This window comes from Marinobacter arenosus (assembly GCF_019264345.1).
In the GTDB taxonomy this organism is placed as follows: domain Bacteria; phylum Pseudomonadota; class Gammaproteobacteria; order Pseudomonadales; family Oleiphilaceae; genus Marinobacter; species Marinobacter arenosus.
Genome location: NZ_JAHVAO010000001.1, coordinates 2245785 through 2262076, shown reverse-complemented (window position 1 = coordinate 2262076; position 16292 = coordinate 2245785). Strand labels below are relative to the sequence as shown.

11 protein-coding genes are annotated in these 16292 nt (G+C 61.1%); 4 read left to right on the top strand and 7 right to left on the bottom strand.

Annotated elements, in window-relative coordinates:
* Positions 1 to 2 precede the first annotated feature (2 nt).
* The 7 genes from KXD86_RS10410 to pilG all read right to left on the bottom strand — a co-directional run bounded on the left by KXD86_RS10410 (position 3) and on the right by pilG (position 13127).
* Positions 3 to 1055 (bottom strand): chemotaxis protein CheB, encoded by a 1053-nt coding sequence (locus KXD86_RS10410; protein ID WP_218635953.1) that lies wholly within the window; start codon positions 1053 to 1055, stop codon positions 3 to 5.
* Complete coding sequence (locus KXD86_RS10405) at positions 1055 to 8665, bottom strand: Hpt domain-containing protein (RefSeq protein ID WP_218635952.1); 7611 nt, start codon at positions 8663 to 8665, stop codon at positions 1055 to 1057. The genes KXD86_RS10410 and KXD86_RS10405 overlap by 1 nt, the downstream gene beginning before the upstream one ends.
* Positions 8666 to 8676: 11 nt before the next feature.
* On the bottom strand, positions 8677 to 9576 hold the full coding sequence (locus KXD86_RS10400) for a CheR family methyltransferase (protein WP_218635951.1): 900 nt from the start codon (positions 9574 to 9576) through the stop codon (positions 8677 to 8679).
* Between the two features lie 27 nt (positions 9577 to 9603).
* Positions 9604 to 11679, bottom strand: a complete 2076-nt coding sequence (locus tag KXD86_RS10395; RefSeq protein ID WP_218635950.1) for a methyl-accepting chemotaxis protein — start codon at positions 11677 to 11679, stop codon at positions 9604 to 9606.
* A gap of 91 nt (positions 11680 to 11770) precedes the next feature.
* On the bottom strand, positions 11771 to 12319 hold the full coding sequence (locus KXD86_RS10390; protein WP_218635949.1) for a chemotaxis protein CheW: 549 nt from the start codon (positions 12317 to 12319) through the stop codon (positions 11771 to 11773).
* A gap of 20 nt (positions 12320 to 12339) precedes the next feature.
* A complete protein-coding gene (gene pilH, locus KXD86_RS10385) occupies positions 12340 to 12702 on the bottom strand; it encodes a twitching motility response regulator PilH (RefSeq protein ID WP_011787171.1) in 363 nt (120 codons plus the stop codon).
* Positions 12703 to 12734: 32 nt separating this feature from the next.
* Positions 12735 to 13127 (bottom strand): twitching motility response regulator PilG, encoded by a 393-nt coding sequence (pilG, locus tag KXD86_RS10380; RefSeq protein ID WP_008175635.1) that lies wholly within the window; start codon positions 13125 to 13127, stop codon positions 12735 to 12737.
* 297 nt (positions 13128 to 13424) lie between these two features.
* Between pilG and gshB the strand changes: the two genes are divergently transcribed.
* Genes gshB through ruvX form a run of 4 tightly spaced genes read left to right on the top strand, consistent with a single transcriptional unit; the run spans position 13425 to position 16291 of the window.
* The gene (gshB, locus tag KXD86_RS10375; protein WP_218635948.1) at positions 13425 to 14387 is read left to right on the top strand and encodes a glutathione synthase; all 963 of its coding nucleotides are present in this window, start codon (positions 13425 to 13427) and stop codon (positions 14385 to 14387) included.
* A gap of 38 nt (positions 14388 to 14425) precedes the next feature.
* Positions 14426 to 15292 (top strand): energy transducer TonB, encoded by an 867-nt coding sequence (locus KXD86_RS10370; RefSeq protein ID WP_218635947.1) that lies wholly within the window; start codon positions 14426 to 14428, stop codon positions 15290 to 15292.
* Positions 15289 to 15855, top strand: a complete 567-nt coding sequence (locus KXD86_RS10365) for a YqgE/AlgH family protein (protein ID WP_218635946.1) — start codon at positions 15289 to 15291, stop codon at positions 15853 to 15855. The genes KXD86_RS10370 and KXD86_RS10365 overlap by 4 nt, the downstream gene beginning before the upstream one ends.
* A complete protein-coding gene (gene ruvX, locus KXD86_RS10360; RefSeq protein ID WP_218635945.1) occupies positions 15848 to 16291 on the top strand; it encodes a Holliday junction resolvase RuvX in 444 nt (147 codons plus the stop codon). Before KXD86_RS10365 ends, ruvX begins: the two co-directional genes overlap by 8 nt.
* Position 16292: the final 1 nt, after the last annotated feature.

Sequence of the window (16292 nt, the reverse complement as noted above, 5' to 3'; positions counted from 1 at the left end):
CCTCAGGCGGAGTCCCGTTTCTGCCGGCCTTTGAGCAGGCAGGATTTTTCAATGGTTTTGACCAGTTCCCGGGCCAGTTCCTCCGGGGTCCCACACAGTGTGGAGCAACCGGTGGCAGCGACCGAGTCCGGCATGGAGCTGTTCCCGCAGCTGCTGCTTTCCTGGACCCAGATCTTGCTGCCATAGGCTTTCAGCATGGGCGCAGCGATGGCGCCGTCATTACCCATGCCGGAGAACAGGATAGCATGACAGTGTCGTCCGTAATGGTCGGCGACGTTGAGCAACACCTGGTCGATGGACGGGCCGTAGGGGCCGGGCCAGGGGGTATCGAGTTCGGTCAGCGCGCCGGTGTCGGAAATTTTCCACTCGTGCTCCACCGGCAGCAGGACCACGTCACCGTTATGGACCCGAAGACCCTCTTCCGCCCGTTTGAGCTGGTAATGGGCATGGCGGCCGAGCACCCGGGTCAGCACCTCGGTGAAGTTGCCGTCAATGTGTTGGGCGTAGATGAAACCGACCGGCAGGCCCGGAGGCAGGTGATCGAGAAACGTCTTGACCGCCGCGGGTCCGCCGAGCGAGGCGCCGAGTATCCAGACTTCCTCGGCGATGGAGCCGGGGGCCGCGGGGGGAATCCAGTGAGGCAGCGTCGCCGTCGGCGGGCTCGCCGGGGGCTGTTCTTCGAGCTCCTGAATGCTGGCTTCGGAATCGAGCTCCTCCAGGTTGCCCAGCTGCTGCTCCAGCTTGCCAAGCAGCCGGCGCTCCCAGCGGAAGTAGTCGGTGCCACCGGGCTTGGGGGCCTGGTCCAGGCCAAACAGTACCGGTGCTTCGGTGTTTTCAAGCAGGTGGTCGAACAGGACCGGGTGGTCGGCTTCGTCCGCCAGGGTAACCAGCCAGAGTCCGGCTTGCGGGAAGTCCGGGTAGCCCAGCAGGCGTTCGGGATCCCCGGAGAAGCAGACGTCGAGACCGACCTTCGCCGTTGCGGCCTGCAGGCGATGACGCTGCAGGACAACATCCGAGACGATCCCGACTCTGGGCCGGCCGCATTGGCCGGCCATCACTGGTTACCGGTCAGCCGTTTGATGGTCTCAAGCAGCTCGGTTTCCTGGAATGGCTTGCCGAGATACTCGTTCACACCGATGGCCATGGCCCGTTCCCGGTGTTTCTCGCCGGTTCGTGAGGTAATCATGCAGATGGGTGTTTCCGACAGGTTGTCGTCGTGCCGCACGAAACTCGCCACCTCGAAACCATCCATCCGCGGCATCTCGATATCCAGCAGGATAACGTCCGGTTTGTGGTCCTGAAGCTGTGCCACCGCATCCAGGCCGTCTTTCGCAAGGATGACTTCCATGCCGTTGCGTTCCAGCAGGCGCGAGGTAACCTTCCGTACCGTTACCGAGTCGTCCACCACCATCACGGTGGTGATCTGCTCTTCGTAACGGGCCGCCTCGCGGGCTTTCTCCAGGCTGGCCAGTCGTTGGCGTTCGGACAGGATGTCGGAACGGATCATGGCCGGCAGGTCGAGAATCACGACCACGTTACCGTCACCAAGAATGGTTGCACCGGACACGCCACGCACGGAACCGAACTGCGGCCCGAGCGACTTAACCACGATTTCCCGGCTACCCATCAGGTTGTCCACCTGCAGCGCCATGGGCTGTTCGGCACCGCGCACCAGAATCACCGGCAGCGGTAGAACCTGACCCTGGAGCTTGGGCTGGTGGTCACTGTTCAGCAGGCTGCCGAGGTACTGCAGGCGGTATTCCTGGCCGGCGTATTCGTACATCGGCGCGTCGGGCTTGTAATACTCTTCGAGCTCGTAGGTGCTGACCCGAACAATACCTTCGATGGTGTTCAGCGGGATCGCGTAGAAGTCCTCGCCGGTGGACACCATCAGTGCCCGGTTCACGGACACCGTAAACGGCAGGCGCACAGTGAAGGTGGAGCCGCGTCCGAGTGCGGAGTCGATGTCCAGGCTGCCGCCGAGCTGCTTGATCTCGCTGGCCACCACGTCCATACCCACACCCCGGCCGGAAATCTGCGTCACCTGCTGGGCGGTGGAGAAGCCGGGCTGAAGGATGAACTGCAGGATCTCACGTTCGGAGAGGTCCTCGTCTTCCCGCAACAGACCCTGGCGGATGGCCTTGTCGCGAATGACCTTGGAGGGGATGCCCTTACCGTCGTCCATCATCCGCAGAACCACGTCACCCCCTTCGCGGGTGAGAGACAGCACGACTTCCCCGGTTTCCGGCTTGCCGGCGGCCTTCCGGTCAGCCGGCGCCTCGATGCCGTGGTCGAGGGCGTTCCGGAGCATGTGCTCCAGCGGGGCAATCATCCGTTCCAGGATGTTGCGGTCCATTTCGCCCTCGGCGTTGCGGACATCGAAATCCACTTTCTTGCCAAGCTCACCGCTGATCTGGCGAACGATACGGCGCAGTCGCGGCACCATCGATGAGAACGGAATCATGCGGGTCTTCATCAGACCTTCCTGCAGTTCCGTGTTGATGCGGGACTGCTGGACCAGCAGGGTTTCCGTATCCCGTACCCGGTCAGCCAGGGTTTCCCTCAGGTCTGCAAGGTCAGAGGAGGACTCGGTCAGTGCGCGTGACAACTGCTGGATTGACGAATACCGGTCCATTTCCAGCGGGTCGAAGTCGTCCCCGTAGTCCGGGCCGTGTTCCTTCTCGGCGCTGAACAGGATTTGCGCCTCGGTTTCGATATCCATCCGGCGCAGCTGCTCGCGCAGACGTTCGATGGTTGCCGCCATTTCGTCCAGGGTGTGGCCAAAATCGCTGGTCTGGGTTTCAAGGCGGCCACGGGTAATACTGGTTTCACCGGCGAGGTTAACCAGTTCGTCCAGCAGGGGTGCGGACACCCGAATGGTTTCCTGGGCCGCACGCTGGTTGTCGTTGGCCTTTTTCCGGCTCTTGGCGCGCGCCTTCACTGGCGACTGGGCCGGCTTGGGTTCTGGCGCGGCCGGTGCTTCGGCCGCGGGAGCCGGGGCCGCAGGTTTTACCGGCTCTGCCGTCTCGGCCGGCGTTTCTTCCTTCGGCTGCGGCTTCGGCGCTTGCTCGGTCGGTGCCGCCGCTGTGTCGCCGGATTCATAGCGTTTCCGGATCTCGGCCACCATGGCGATGATGGCGTCGTGATCTTCGGTGATGCTCTGCCACTGGTTCTTGTCCGGGGCGTTGCCACCCAGGTCAATCAAACGGGTCTCGAAGGCATGGGCCTTGTCACCCAGCGGCGTCAGTTGAGACAGGCGAGCGCCCCCCTTCAGGGTATGCAGCGCCCGCTGCGCCTCCTGGTTGAAAGCATGATTGGACGGCTCCTTGCGCCAGTCATCAAGCAACTGCTCGAGCTGGTCCAGGATTTCGCCCGCTTCCTCGAGGAAAATCTCCAGAACTTCCGGGTCAACCTGTTCGTCCGACGCGGCCGGTTGTGGCGTTTCGGGTTCGGTCTCGGCCGTGTCATGGGCCGTTTTCAGGGCCTCGACCAACGCGGAGTCTTGCTCCGGCTTGTTGCCGTCTTCGAGGCTGGTCAACATCGTCTTCAGCGAGGCCAATGCCTTGTCGCTGAGTGCCAGCAGAGCCTGCTGGCTATTGGAGCCTGCAATCAGCGGATCCAGGGCGTCCGACCAGGCTTCGGCCAGATCGGCAATCGGATCGACGTCCGATAACCGGGCACCACCCTTGAGGGTGTGGAGTTCCTGCTGGAGCTGGGTTACACCGGTCAACTCATCCGGTTCATCCCGCCACTGTGCAAGGCACTCGCTGACGGCGGCGTAGATCTCGAGACCTTCGTCCAGGAAAATGCCGATCAGGTCGTCATCGCTGGCGCCGGCCAGGGTTTCGGCCAGTCCGGGTGTAGCCTCGATGGTGGGCTGTGACGCCTCCGGTTCGGGTGTGTCCTCAACCGGTTCCTCAGCCAGGGACTCACCGCGCAGGATGGCCTGGACCTTGGCGACAAGGTCCTTGGCGGGCGGGCAGGGCTTCTGGGTCGCCGCCTGTTCAACCATCTGGGCCAGACGGTCGTGGCATGCGAACAGCAGATTGTTCATGTCTTCGCTGGCGTCCAGCTGGCCTTCTGCCACTTTCTCGAACAGATCTTCGAGTACGTGGGTCAGGTCGCCGATGGCCTCGACGCCGGCCATGCGCGCACCCCCCTTGAGGGTATGAACGTCGCGCTGGAGTTCGGCGGCCACCGCCCGGTCGGACGGATCCTCGCTCCAGCTGTGGAGCGCGCTGCCGGTGGAGTTGATCAGGTCGTAGGCCTCTTCGAGGAAGATGCCGACCAGCTCCGGGTCAAGGTGGGAGAGATCGGCGACGGTGTCTTCCTCGGCATCGCCTTCGGCCTCCTCCGGTTCCTCCGCAGCGGCCCCGGCGGGCTCTTCCAGTTCTGGAGCATCCTGGAGGTCTTCCTCGGACTCGTCCGGGGCGTCGGATACGCCGGCCGAGCTGACATCGGTGACCGGGCGCGTGCCGGTCGCACCGTTGATGTAGGCCTGGATCTCTCCGATCAGATCGGGTGCCGGACGCGGTGTTTCCTGGGCCTCGAGCGATTCGACCATGCCGGCGAGACGATCGTGGGAACGGAACAGCAGGTCTGACAGTTCATCGTTGATCGACAGTCGCTGTTCGGTCAGGCCTTCGAACAGGGTCTCCAGTTCGTGGGAAAGGTCGCCGATCGACGGGATATCGGCCAGGCGGGCACCCCCTTTCAGGGTGTGAAGATCCCGCTGCAGCAACCGCAGAATGTCCAGGTTATGGGTGTTCTCACTCCAGTTCTGAAGCGCGTCGGCGGTGCTGTCGATCAGGTCCCGGGCCTCTTCGAGGAAGATCTCGGCAAGCTCCTGGTCCATCTCGTCGTCATCGGACTCGGCGATCTCCGGCAACGGCGGTGCCTCGAAAGACTCGTCTTCCGCCTTGGCCTCTGGCTCGGCGGTCTCCATCTCGTCGTCCAGGTCAAAGCTGAGATCGATGGCCTGCAAGTCCTCCGTGAACTCCTGGTCAAACGCGTCAGGCTTGGCTTCTTCTTCCGCCGGGCTTGGGCTCAGGGCATCAAGGCCGCTCAGGATCTCATCGCTGGATTCGGTTGCGAGCCCCGCGGCCACCTGATCCATCATGTTGATCAGTTGCTCGTGGGCGTCACGAACGGTGTCGAAGAACGCCTGATCGGGCGCACTGTCGCTGGCAGCAACCCGGCTGTAGGCCTCTTCCAGGGCGCCGGAGAGTGCCGACACATCGGACAGGCCCGCTTCGGCTGCGCCTTCGGTAAGCTGTGCCAGTTCCTGACGGAGCTTGCCGAGTGATTCGGTTTCTTCCGGGTTCCTGGCCCACTGGTCGAGAATGCGGTCGGCGTCCAGGACAATATCGAGGCCTTCGTTCAGGAACAGCTGAACCAGTTGCGACGGTGCTTCCAGAGTGGGCTGTTGATCGCCGCCATCGTCCCGGTAGCTGCGCAGGGTTTCCTGGGATATCCGGTCGAGCTTTTCCAGGAATTCGTCGGTACCCGGGAGCGAAGCCTGGGGATTTTTCCGGATTTGGGCCAGGCCCTGGGTCAGGAATTCACAGGCGTCCTGAATGCAGGAAAGGATTTCCTGATCGGCGCGTTTGTTCTGGGCACGGGATTCTTTGACAAACCGCTCGAGTGGCGTAATGACTGCCGCGATCGGCGCTATGCCGGCGGTGTGGGCGCTGCCCTTGAGGGTGTGCAGGGCCCGTGACAGGTCGTCGGTGTAGGAGATCGAGGTCTTGTCGCCGGCCGCGGCAATGTAGTCCTTCAGGGTTTGCAGATGGGTTTCGGTTTCACTCTCGAAAATATCGAGCAGAACCGGGTCGACACCCCCCTCGTCGACGAGCTCCGGGCTGGCGTCATCGCTGTTAGTAGCGGACGCCGCCGGTAAATCGCTCTCGGCCGCGGGCATGCTGCTGGCGTTGGGGATTTCGCCATTGGCGAGGGCCTTGGCCCGGGCTTCCAGGACAGAGGTGTCCACGCTCGGATTGCGCCGCTTTTCGAAGTCCTCGACCAGCGCCGGCAAGACGCCGGTGACTTCGTCGAGCAGGCCGGCGATGTCGTCGTTCATGAAGATGCTGCCGTCAATCACGCGGTTCAGCATGTTCTCGACCGACCAGGCCAGTTCCCCGACAACCAGTGCGCCGACCATCCGGCCACTGCCCTTGAGGGTGTGGAAGGCGCGGCGGACTTCGGCCAGGGCGCTGCGGTCGTCATGCTGGCGCAGCAGCATCGGGAGGTACTCCCGAATGGTCTCGAGCACTTCGCCTGCTTCCTCGATAAAGATCTCGAGGATTTCATCGTCGATCAGGTCATCGTCCCCGGTGGATCCCGTTTCGGCTGGCTCCTGACCGGTTGGCTCCTGAGCCGTTGGCTCGGGCGTTTCGACCGCCGCGGTCTCTTCGTCTGCCGGGGCATCGACGGCGGGCTGAGGTTCGGCCGGCGCGTCGCCATTCTCGGTACGGCGGGTGGTGGCCATGGCTTCGGCGCGTCCGATCAGGGCGCTGACGTCACCACCGGTTTGACCGTCACGGAATTCGCGAATCAGCGACGGGATGCGGATATTGACTTCGTCGATCAGGGAGAACAGGTCATCGTTCGGTTTGATGGTCTGGTCGATGACCCGGTTCAGCAGGTTTTCCACGGACCACGCCAGTTCACCCAGGCTGGTCGCGCCGACCATCCGGCCACTGCCCTTGAGGGTGTGGAAGGCGCGACGGACTTCAGTCAGGGCCTCGCGGTCTTCATGGTTCTGGCGCAGTTGCGGGTAGAAGTCGTGGATGGTTTCCAGGACTTCCTCGGCTTCCTCAACGAAGATCGACAGGATTTCATCATCGAGGAGTTCATCGTCGGAACCCTTGTCCGGTTCGGCCGCTACCGGGCCGGATTGCTCGGCGGGTGGTTCCATGAGCGGAATGTCGGCGCCGGTCTCGTTTTCGGTCCAGGTCGGTTCTGCGCCAACCGGAAAACCGAGGGAGGCCAGGCTGTCTTCGGCCACCTTGAGCACCGTTTCGTTTTCGCCGATGCCCTCGGCCAGACGCTCAAGGTAGTACTCGATGCTGGTCACGGCATCGGCCAGGGTATCGAGCTGTCTCCAGTCGGGAACCTGTTTGCCTCCCAGCAGAACGTTGGTGACGTAGCCTTCTGCGGACTCCAGCATGTCGGCGACGCGATCCAGGGGGATCAGGCCGAGACCGCCACGAATGCTGTGCAGCAGGCCCGGCACGTGTTCGATTTCACGGGTATCCCACTGTGAGGCGATGAAATTCACAATGGCGGTCTTGACCTGCTCAAGGGTGTTGCGGGATTCCCGCAGCAGGGCGCTGCTGGCTTCGCCCAATTCCCGTGAGCCCAGGTTGACCGGTTTGTCACCCTCGGTCTCGGTGCGGGATTCGTACTGGCGGTCGCTGTCGAGACCGGCCAGGCTGGCCTCGACGTAGAGCAGGGCGCCGGCGATATCCATCATGGTGCCGTCGTCAACCAGTTCGCTCTGGTTGCTCAGTTTTTCGACCAGTTCGATCTGCTCGGTTACAACCTTGCGGGGAATGCCCAGACCCAGCACCGCGAGGGTATTGGCAACCTGGCGCAGGCCCGGAAGCAGTTCTTCCAGCTCGCCGTTCTGGCGCAGTTCCGCTCGAACGAACAGATCGAGCTGATCCTTCAGTTTGGCCAGTTCCTCGTTCAGCGCACTCACCACCGAATGAATGGCTTCACGGCCAGGACCGGAGACGCGGGTGCGGGCGGCGTCGACATCGTCCTCGGACGGCAGCGCCTGGTCCAGCAGGTATTCGCTTCGAAGTGCGCTGACCTGCGGCGTGTCGAGATCGCGGGCGCGGGCCACGTAATAAAGCAGGTGCTTGAACAGCGCTTCCGGGGCCGGTTGCTGAAGGATGTCGGCGTGCTCGTCGGTCAGCCGACGAATTTCACTGTCCAGTTCCCGCAGCAGGGATTTAACCGCCGCATTAACCGGGTTTACGTGCGCCTGAAGGGTCTCAACAAAGGCGCTGGCCGCTTTCCAGAGTTCACCCCGTGGGGTTTTCTGGCACAGCCGGGTCAGTCGCAGAATGACTTTCTGCATGTAATCAAAGTGGGCGTCCAGACCTTCCTCGCGCACGACGCCGGCGAGGGCAAACTGGTACATCTGGCGCAGTTTCCGGATATGGCCGAGAACTTTCGGATCCTGCAGGCGCTGGGAGGTCTTGCCACTGACCTTGATCTGGGCGCGGCTCAGGTCCGGCTTGAACAATGAGGTATCGGACAGCAGGGCTTCGCCCCGGGCAGCGCGCAGGTCGTTCAGCAGTGGCAGCAGCACCATGGGGAAATCGTCCTGGCTGCTGGCCAGGTGCTCCAGGTACTGGGGCAGTTGCAGGATGGCCTGCATCAGGACTTCAACGGCTTCGTCGATGTTGGCAACGGCGTCGTTGAGCACGGCCTGGGTGAGCTTCTCCATCTCTTCGGTCAACAGGGCCGCGCCGTAAAGCTCGACCATCTGCAGGGTGCCATGCACCTGATGGAGGTAATTCAGGCAGAAGCGCAGGCGCGCGGTGTCGTCACGGTTTTCGACATACGCTTCCAGTGCATGCTGACCCTGGGTCAGCGTGTCCTGTATTTCGCCCCGAACCCAGTCGAGGGCGATGCTGTCATGGTGATTGCCCATAACCACTCCGGTTATTCTTCGTCAGTCTGGCGTTTTATCCACGCCAGCACATGTTCCGAGGGTACCCTCTGCAGGCCGGGAGGCTGCCAGTCGGTCAGCTCTCCCTGGCCCAGCACCAGCAGCCCCCCGGGCGCCAGCCGCTCTGCAAGTCGCTTGACAATCTCCCGCCGGCGCCAGCGGCGGAAGTAGATCAGCAGATTCTGGCAGAAGATAATGTTCATCCCGTGCATGGGTGCCTTATCGAGATCCAGTACGTTCAGTCTGGTAAAGCACACCCTGTCCCGGATGCTGTTCACTATTTCTACGGTATTCCGCTCGGCCGGGCGGAAATACCGGGATTTCATGTCGTCGTCCATCCCGATCAACTTCCGGGGATTGAACTGGCCGTGGTGGGCCCGTTCGATCGCGGGCTTGCTGATATCCGAGCCGGTGATGCCAAACAGCGGCTGGAGTTCCAGCTGGCGCATGCACTCATTCAGCACCATGGCGAGGGTGTAAGGCTCTTCACCGCTTGAACACCCGACACTCCAGGCTTCCAGGGGGCGCTTTCTCAACTGCTCCCGCGGTCGCGTCAGCACATAATCCGCCACCAGGCGAAAGGCATCCGGGTCCCGGAAAAACCGGGTTTCCTGGACCGTGAGTCGATCCACCAGTGTCGCCCATTCCCTGACTGCATCCGGCCCGGATACGATCTGCTCGTAGTAGGCCTGGTAGCTGCTGCAGCCGATCTCCCGCATCCGGATCCCAAGATTGGTTTCCAGAAACGATCGGCGTTCGGCCGACAGGGTTATGCCGGTGCGATGCTCCAGCAGGGTCTGCCACTGGGTGAACTGCGCCTCGTCCATGTCCGGGAGTCGGCGCAGTGACCAGATGCCTTCGGCGGGTGACAGGTTGCTATGCATGTGCGCCATAAACCGTCAACTGCCCCGGGCCGAAAATCAGCCCACCACCGGTACGTCGCTGTCTTCCTCTTCTTCCTGCTCGGCGGAGTCTTCTTCCGGCAGGGTAAAGCCGGCAACCGAGGACCGCAGCTCAGACGCCATTTCCGCCAGGTTACCGATCGACTTCGCGGTCGCGTTGGTACCGGACGAGGTCTGGGACGTGATTTCCTGGATGACGTTCATGGTGTTCGAAATGTGTGCCGCAGACGAAGACTGCTGACGGGCGGCGTTGGAGATGTTCTGGATCAATTCCGCCAGACTCATGGATACGTTCTCGATCTCTTCGAGCGCGATACCCGCGTCCTGGGCCAGACGGGCACCCCGGACCACCTCGGCGGTGGTGTGTTCCATGGAGATAACGGCTTCGTTGGTATCGGACTGGATCGTCTTAACCAGGGCTTCAATCTGTTTGGTCGCTGCAGAGGAACGTTCCGCGAGGCGCTGAACCTCGTCCGCGACCACCGCGAAGCCTCGACCCGCGTCACCGGCCATGGAGGCCTGGATCGCCGCGTTCAGGGACAGGATGTTGGTCTGGTCGGCGATGTCGTTGATCAGGGATACGATGTCACCGATTTCCTGGGAAGACTCACCCAGACGCTTGATCCGCTTGGACGTTTCCTGGATCTGCTCACGGATGTTGTCCATGCCGCGGATGGTGTTCTGTACCACTTCCGCGCCTTTCTTCGCGATCGCAACCGACCGCTCCGCAACCGCGGAGGATTCTGCGGCGTTCGAGGATACCTGGTCGATGGAGACCGCCATCTCGTTAACCGCGGCAGAGGCGCCGGCAATTTCCTGGGCCTGGTGCTCGGAGGCGTCGGCCAGGTGCATGGCCGTGGCCTGGGTTTCCTGGGCCGCTGAGGACACTCGAACGGCGGTGCCACGAATCGACTGTACCAGTCCGCGCATCTGGTCGATCGCGTAGTTGATGGAGTCGGCGATGGCACCGGTGAAGTCCTCGGTAACCGTGGCCTCAGTGGTCAAATCACCATCCGCGAGGTCGGCGAGTTCGTCCAGCAGTCGCAGGATCGCGTTCTGGTTCTGCTCGTTCTGCTCCTGAGTCGTGGACAGGCGTTCCTGGGCTTCCCGGTACAGTGCCAGACCGATGAAGACCACGATGGCGACCATGGCCGCAAGGATGATGAAGGCCAGAGTCGGGCTGATCAGCCGGGAGCCGGACTGGTTCCGGAACCCGTCAGCCAGGACGGACAGTTCGGTCAACAGGAGCTCGGAGTTCTGGAAGATGTCGCTGGCCGCAGTACGCACCTTGAAGAGGTCGGGAGAGGCTTCAAGGATGGCGTCTACGTTCTGGGAAACGAACTCGAACAGTTCCGCAACGGCTTCAAGGCCGTAGATGGCATCTTCGTCGTTAACCTTGGAGATGCCCATGGCCTGGTTGCCATTGAGCTGTCCTTCCAGTACCCGGCCGAACAGGCTGGCGTCGCGACCGAAACGGTCGGCGGCGATCACCGCGTCTTCGTCACCGGACAGTACGTTGTTAACCGAGCGCACAATCCGCTCCGCAAGCAGTGACTGGCGCTGGGCCAGGGCGATCTGCTCGGCCGGAGCGCCGTTGTCCAGGAGGATCTGTACGATGTCGTCGTACTCGACCTGAAGCTGCGGGATGGTTTCGTTCAGGGTCCGTGCCACTTCGTGCAGGCCGAGTACCGCGTCCTGGGTGGAGAGGATGCTGTCGGCGTTTTCACGCACGGTATTCCAGTTTTCCTGAACGCCACTCTGCTGTGCCAGTTCGCTCGGCGGGAGGCCGGTTTCGGGGTTGCCCTCAGTGACATTGCTCCAGAGCTGCTGGAACTCATCCCGTGACCGCCGTAGCTGGTTGAAAGCCTCGGCAGTACCGCCGGCGGCCTCCGTGGCGTTCTTCGCGATGGCCTGCGAGAGAACCCTCAGCTCGGCCGTGTTGGCGATGTATTCCTGGTCGTTCTGGCTGTCTTTGTTAATAATAAACAGGACCACAACGAGCAGGACGGTGAGTGCAATCAGTGCGGCGATCAGACCGGCAACAAGCTTGTTGCCTCCCTGTCCCATACTGAGTCTTCCGGCTCTGTTTTTCATTTTCTGGCTCCCGGCCTCTTCATAAAGATTGGCAAGTTTGTTTTTGCGGGTATCAGGCGGTCAGGGTGATGTTCCTGCCAGTTCCACACCCTTACCACTGTGCGACGTCAAGAAAGCGTTCGTCATCGAGCAGGTCGACGGCAGAAAAGACTTTCCAGACTTCCTCGTTGCGTTCGTAGCCGCCTGTAACAAACGGTCGAACGTTTTCAGGTACACCTTCCGGTGACTCCTTGAAACTGTCTGATGCGAAGTACTGCATGCCCAGTACGTTGTCGACCACCAGTCCGCTGAAAATGTCTCCTTCCTCGACCACGAGCACACGCCGTTCACGCAGACTGCGGGACGAGCGGGGAATGTCGAAGAAACTGGCGAGATCGACCAGGGGGAGGAGGCGACCACGGACGTTGGCGGCACCGAGAAGAAAGGGGCGAACCCCCGGAATGTGCGTAAACCGGGGGACGTGGAGAATTTCTGTGACTTCGCCCATGGGCGCCACGTAACGCTCACCGGCCAGAACGAATCCGATGCCGTTCCACAGCTCAACGGCTTCCTGCTGCTCCGGCAAGCCAGCCGCCATGGACCGGCTGCGCTGGGCGATATCCGTCAGAACGGCATAGGGGGCGGCGGTCTGGGCGGACATGCTTACTCCACGGTTGGGGATCAGGCAATCAGGCTGTTGATTGTTTTGATCAGATCGTCTTCGTTAACCGGCTTGACCAGATAACCTTTGGCGCCCTGACGGGTACCCCAGACACGGTCAGTTTCCTGATCCTTGGTGGTGACAATCACCACGGGAATGGAAGCGGTCTCCGGAGCGCGGGTCAGCTGGCGGGTTGCCTGGAACCCGTTCAGGCCAGGCATGACTACGTCCATCAGCACCAGGTCGGGGGTTTCGGCCCGAGCCTTGGCAACGCCGTCCGCGCCGTTGTCGGCCGTCAGGACTTCGTGCTTGTGCTTTTCCAGGATGGTGGAGATTTTCTTCACCTCGGTGGGGGAGTCGTCAACAATGAGAATGCGAGCCATGGGTTCCTCGATGGTTCAGGGTTTCAGCAGGTTTACTGTTCCGCCTGGGGGACATACTGGCGGATAGTGTTAAGCAGCTCATCCTTGCTGAACGGTTTGGTCAGGTACTGGTCGGAGCCGACAATGCGGCCCTTCGCCTTGTCGAACAGGCCGTCCTTGCTGGAGAGCATAATAACCGGCGTCTTTTTGAAAGAGGAATTGTTCTTGATGAGTGCGCAGGTCTGGTAGCCATCCAGTCGGGGCATCATGATGTCGACAAAAATGATGTCCGGCTGGGAATCGGCAATCTTGGCCAAAGCGTCAAAGCCGTCAGTTGCGGTGATGACCTCGCAACCGACCTTTTTAAGAAGGGTTTCTGCGGTGCGACGAATGGTTTTACTATCGTCGATCACCATGATCTTCAGATTCTCGAAGTTGTCATCCATTGTCCAACTGCCTTGCGCTCAGCGACTGTCATTATTTTCAAACGGGGATTTTTAACACAAACCTTAAGGTTGTTCTATAAACCCCGCTTATTTATAGAGTATCAATGGCTGGAGAAAAAGTATTACTTTGTGACCAAATGTACTTGTGCCTGCAACTTCACGTAATCGGCTGAGGATTTCTGCGGATGCATTCATGGCTCGGGTACAATACCATTCGATGTCTCAGCATAGCACTTATTATCTGGTTTACTCTGCTGACCGGTTCGTGTTTTTAACCCCTGGAGCTAAAGAGACACTATGACAGTCCGACTCGGGATCGTGATGGATCCGATCAAGGATATCCATTTCAAGAAAGACAGTTCTCTGGCGATGTTGCTGGCGGCGCAGAAACGCGGCTGGGAGATTGAGTACATGGAGCTGCCGGATATGTATCTGGATGGCGGCAAGGCCATGGCTCACACCCGGGCCCTGACGGTGCACATGGATCCGGAGAACTGGTACAGCTTCGGCCCGAGCCAGGACCGGGCCCTGGGTGAGCTGGACGTGATTCTGATGCGCAAGGATCCGCCGGTGGACCGGGAATTTCTGATGGCGACCTACATTCTTGAGTCAGCTGAGCAGCAGGGCGCGCTGGTGGTCAATCCGGCGGCGACCCTCAGGGACTGCAATGAGAAGCTGTTTGCCACCCAGTTCGAGGACTTGACCCCACCGTTGCTGGTCAGTCGGTCTGCCACCCGGTTCCGTGAATTCTACGCCCGGCATGGCGACGTTATCATGAAGCCTGTCGATGGCATGGGCGGCCATTCCATTTTCCGCATCAAGGAGAATGACTTTAACCTGGGCGTGATCATCGAGACCCTGACCAACTATGGCCAGCACCAGGCCATGGCCCAGAAGTACATTCCGGAAATCGTGGACGGCGATAAGCGTATCCTGCTTATAGAGGGTGAGCCGGTACCGTATTCACTTGCGCGCATTCCCTCCCAGGGCGAGAATCGCGGCAATCTGGCGGCGGGTGGCCGGGGTGAAGGCCGTGAACTGACGGCCCGAGACCGGGAAATCTGCGAGCGGGTGGCACCGGTGATCAAGGAAAAGGGCCTGATGTTTGTCGGCCTCGACGTCATTGGTGATTACCTGACGGAAATTAACGTAACCAGCCCCACCTGTATCCGGGAACTCGATTCCGCTTTCGGGATCGACATTGCCGGCATGCTGATGGAGGCGATTGCCCGACGTCTGGATGGGAAAAAGCGGGCGTGATGCCCGCATCGGGGCCAACGATTTAACCAGGATCAGGAATGGCAGTTCAGGTAAGCGACTTCGACCGGTTTTCCTTCACCCTCTTCATGGCGCTGGCGTTTCACGCCATGGTGGTGCTGGGTATTACCTTTGCCCCGGAGTCGCCGCGTTCCTCGGCCCAGACCATGGAAATCACCCTGTCGCAGTTTGAGGATGAGGAAGCGCCCGAGAAAGCGGATTTCCTAGCCCAGACCAACCAGAAGGGCAGCGGCAGTGAAGAAGAGGCCCGGGAAATGACCACGCCGCAACCTGCGGAAGTCAGTCAGCCCAAGGCCGCCCAGGTCCAGCCCGAGCCACCGTCACAGGTCGAGCCGCAGCCGCGCCAGGAAAAACAGGTGGTGCAGACGGAGAGCAGCGCCCGCCAGAAAGTGCAGAAACCCGAAGAGCGCACCGAGCCGGTGGAGAAAACGGCCCCGGTCCGCAACAAGAAAAGCCTGATGGAACGCAGCCTCGAAATCGCCAGTCTGGAGGCCCGCTTTGATGCCCAGCAGCAGGCCTACGCCCGCAAGCCCCGGGTGATGCGGGTGACGGCCGCGTCCACGCTGAAATCCACAAATGCCTGGTACGTGCAGAACTGGGTCAGCAAGGTGACCCGGGTCGGCAACATCAATTATCCGACCGAAGCACGGCGCTCCGGCATCTATGGCACGCTTCGGATGCTGGTTTCCCTCAAGAAAGATGGCACAATCAAGGAAGTTGCCGTTCTGCAGTCTTCCGGCAGCACGGTACTCGATGACGCCGCGATCCGTATTGTCAGAATGGCGGCACCGTTTGCACCATTCCCGGATGAGATGCGGGAAAATGTGGACGAATTGGAAATCATACGAACCTGGTCTTTCCAGCGGCGGGGGCTGACATCCGGATGACAGCATCAAAGCACTCTCCCCACAGCTTGCGACATCATTTCCTGGTGGCGTCCCCCTATCTGGCGGACCCGAGGTTTCATGGTGGGGTCATTTATCTGTGCGAACACTCCGACGAGGGCGCACTCGGATTGATGATCAACCAACCTCTGGATATCCACCTCGGGGAAATCCTGGAACAGCTTGACATGCACGGCGGCGAACTGGATCTGCCGGTGTTCAGCGGTGGGCCGGTTGAGCCCGAACGAGGGTTTGTCCTGCACCCGCCGGGAACCAGTTGGCAGAACACCGCTCAGGTGACCGACGACGTGCTGCTTACCACGTCCCGGGACATCCTGGCCGGTATTGGCAAAAATGAAGGGCCTGAAGAGTTCCTCGTGGCGCTGGGTTACTCCGGCTGGAGCGAGGGTCAGCTTGAGCAGGAGCTGGGCAGCAACTCCTGGCTGACCTGTCCTGCCTCGTCCGACATTCTGTTCCGAACGCCCTGGGAGGATCGCTACAAGGCGGTGCTCAAGAAAATTGGCGTGGATCTGAACCAGCTCAGCGAGTCCATTGGTCATGCCTGAAACGGGCAACCGACGGGTCCTGGCCTTTGATTACGGAACTCGACGAATCGGTGTGGCATCCGGTCAGGAGATGCTGGGCACCGGCCAGCCGGTGGCCATGATACCTGCCCGGGACGGCATCCCCGACTGGAGCCAGGTGGAGGCACTGCTTCAGGAATGGCGCCCGGACGTGGTTGTCGTGGGACTGCCGCTGAATATGGACGACTCCGAGAACGAGATGTGTGCCCGGGCCCGCAAGTTCGGCAACCGCCTGCACGGTCGCTACCATGTGCCGGTGGAAATGGTGGACGAGCGTCTCACCAGCTATGAAGCCAAGGGCGATGTGATGGCCGCCGGAGGCAGCCGGGACTTTGGCCGTCACGGCGTCGACGACCGGGCCGCGGTGCTGATTCTGGAAACCTGGTTTGGGCTTCAGGGCAATCACGCCGGCGAGTGAC

Excerpts from the sequence above, each read along its gene's own strand:
- ruvX (WP_218635945.1), top strand. The coding sequence starts at position 15,848 with ATGCCTGAAACGGGCAACCGACGGGTCCTGGCCTTTGATTACGGAACT.
- KXD86_RS10400 (WP_218635951.1), bottom strand. The coding sequence starts at position 9,576 with ATGGCGCACATGCATAGCAACCTGTCACCCGCCGAAGGCATCTGGTCA.
- KXD86_RS10410 (WP_218635953.1), bottom strand. The coding sequence starts at position 1,055 with ATGGCCGGCCAATGCGGCCGGCCCAGAGTCGGGATCGTCTCGGATGTT.
- KXD86_RS10405 (WP_218635952.1), bottom strand. The coding sequence starts at position 8,665 with ATGGGCAATCACCATGACAGCATCGCCCTCGACTGGGTTCGGGGCGAA.
- pilG (WP_008175635.1), bottom strand. The coding sequence starts at position 13,127 with ATGGATGACAACTTCGAGAATCTGAAGATCATGGTGATCGACGATAGT.
- KXD86_RS10370 (WP_218635947.1), top strand. The coding sequence starts at position 14,426 with ATGGCAGTTCAGGTAAGCGACTTCGACCGGTTTTCCTTCACCCTCTTC.
- gshB (WP_218635948.1), top strand. The coding sequence starts at position 13,425 with ATGACAGTCCGACTCGGGATCGTGATGGATCCGATCAAGGATATCCAT.
- KXD86_RS10365 (WP_218635946.1), top strand. The coding sequence starts at position 15,289 with ATGACAGCATCAAAGCACTCTCCCCACAGCTTGCGACATCATTTCCTG.
- KXD86_RS10395 (WP_218635950.1), bottom strand. The coding sequence starts at position 11,679 with ATGAAAAACAGAGCCGGAAGACTCAGTATGGGACAGGGAGGCAACAAG.
- pilH (WP_011787171.1), bottom strand. The coding sequence starts at position 12,702 with ATGGCTCGCATTCTCATTGTTGACGACTCCCCCACCGAGGTGAAGAAA.
- KXD86_RS10390 (WP_218635949.1), bottom strand. The coding sequence starts at position 12,319 with ATGTCCGCCCAGACCGCCGCCCCCTATGCCGTTCTGACGGATATCGCC.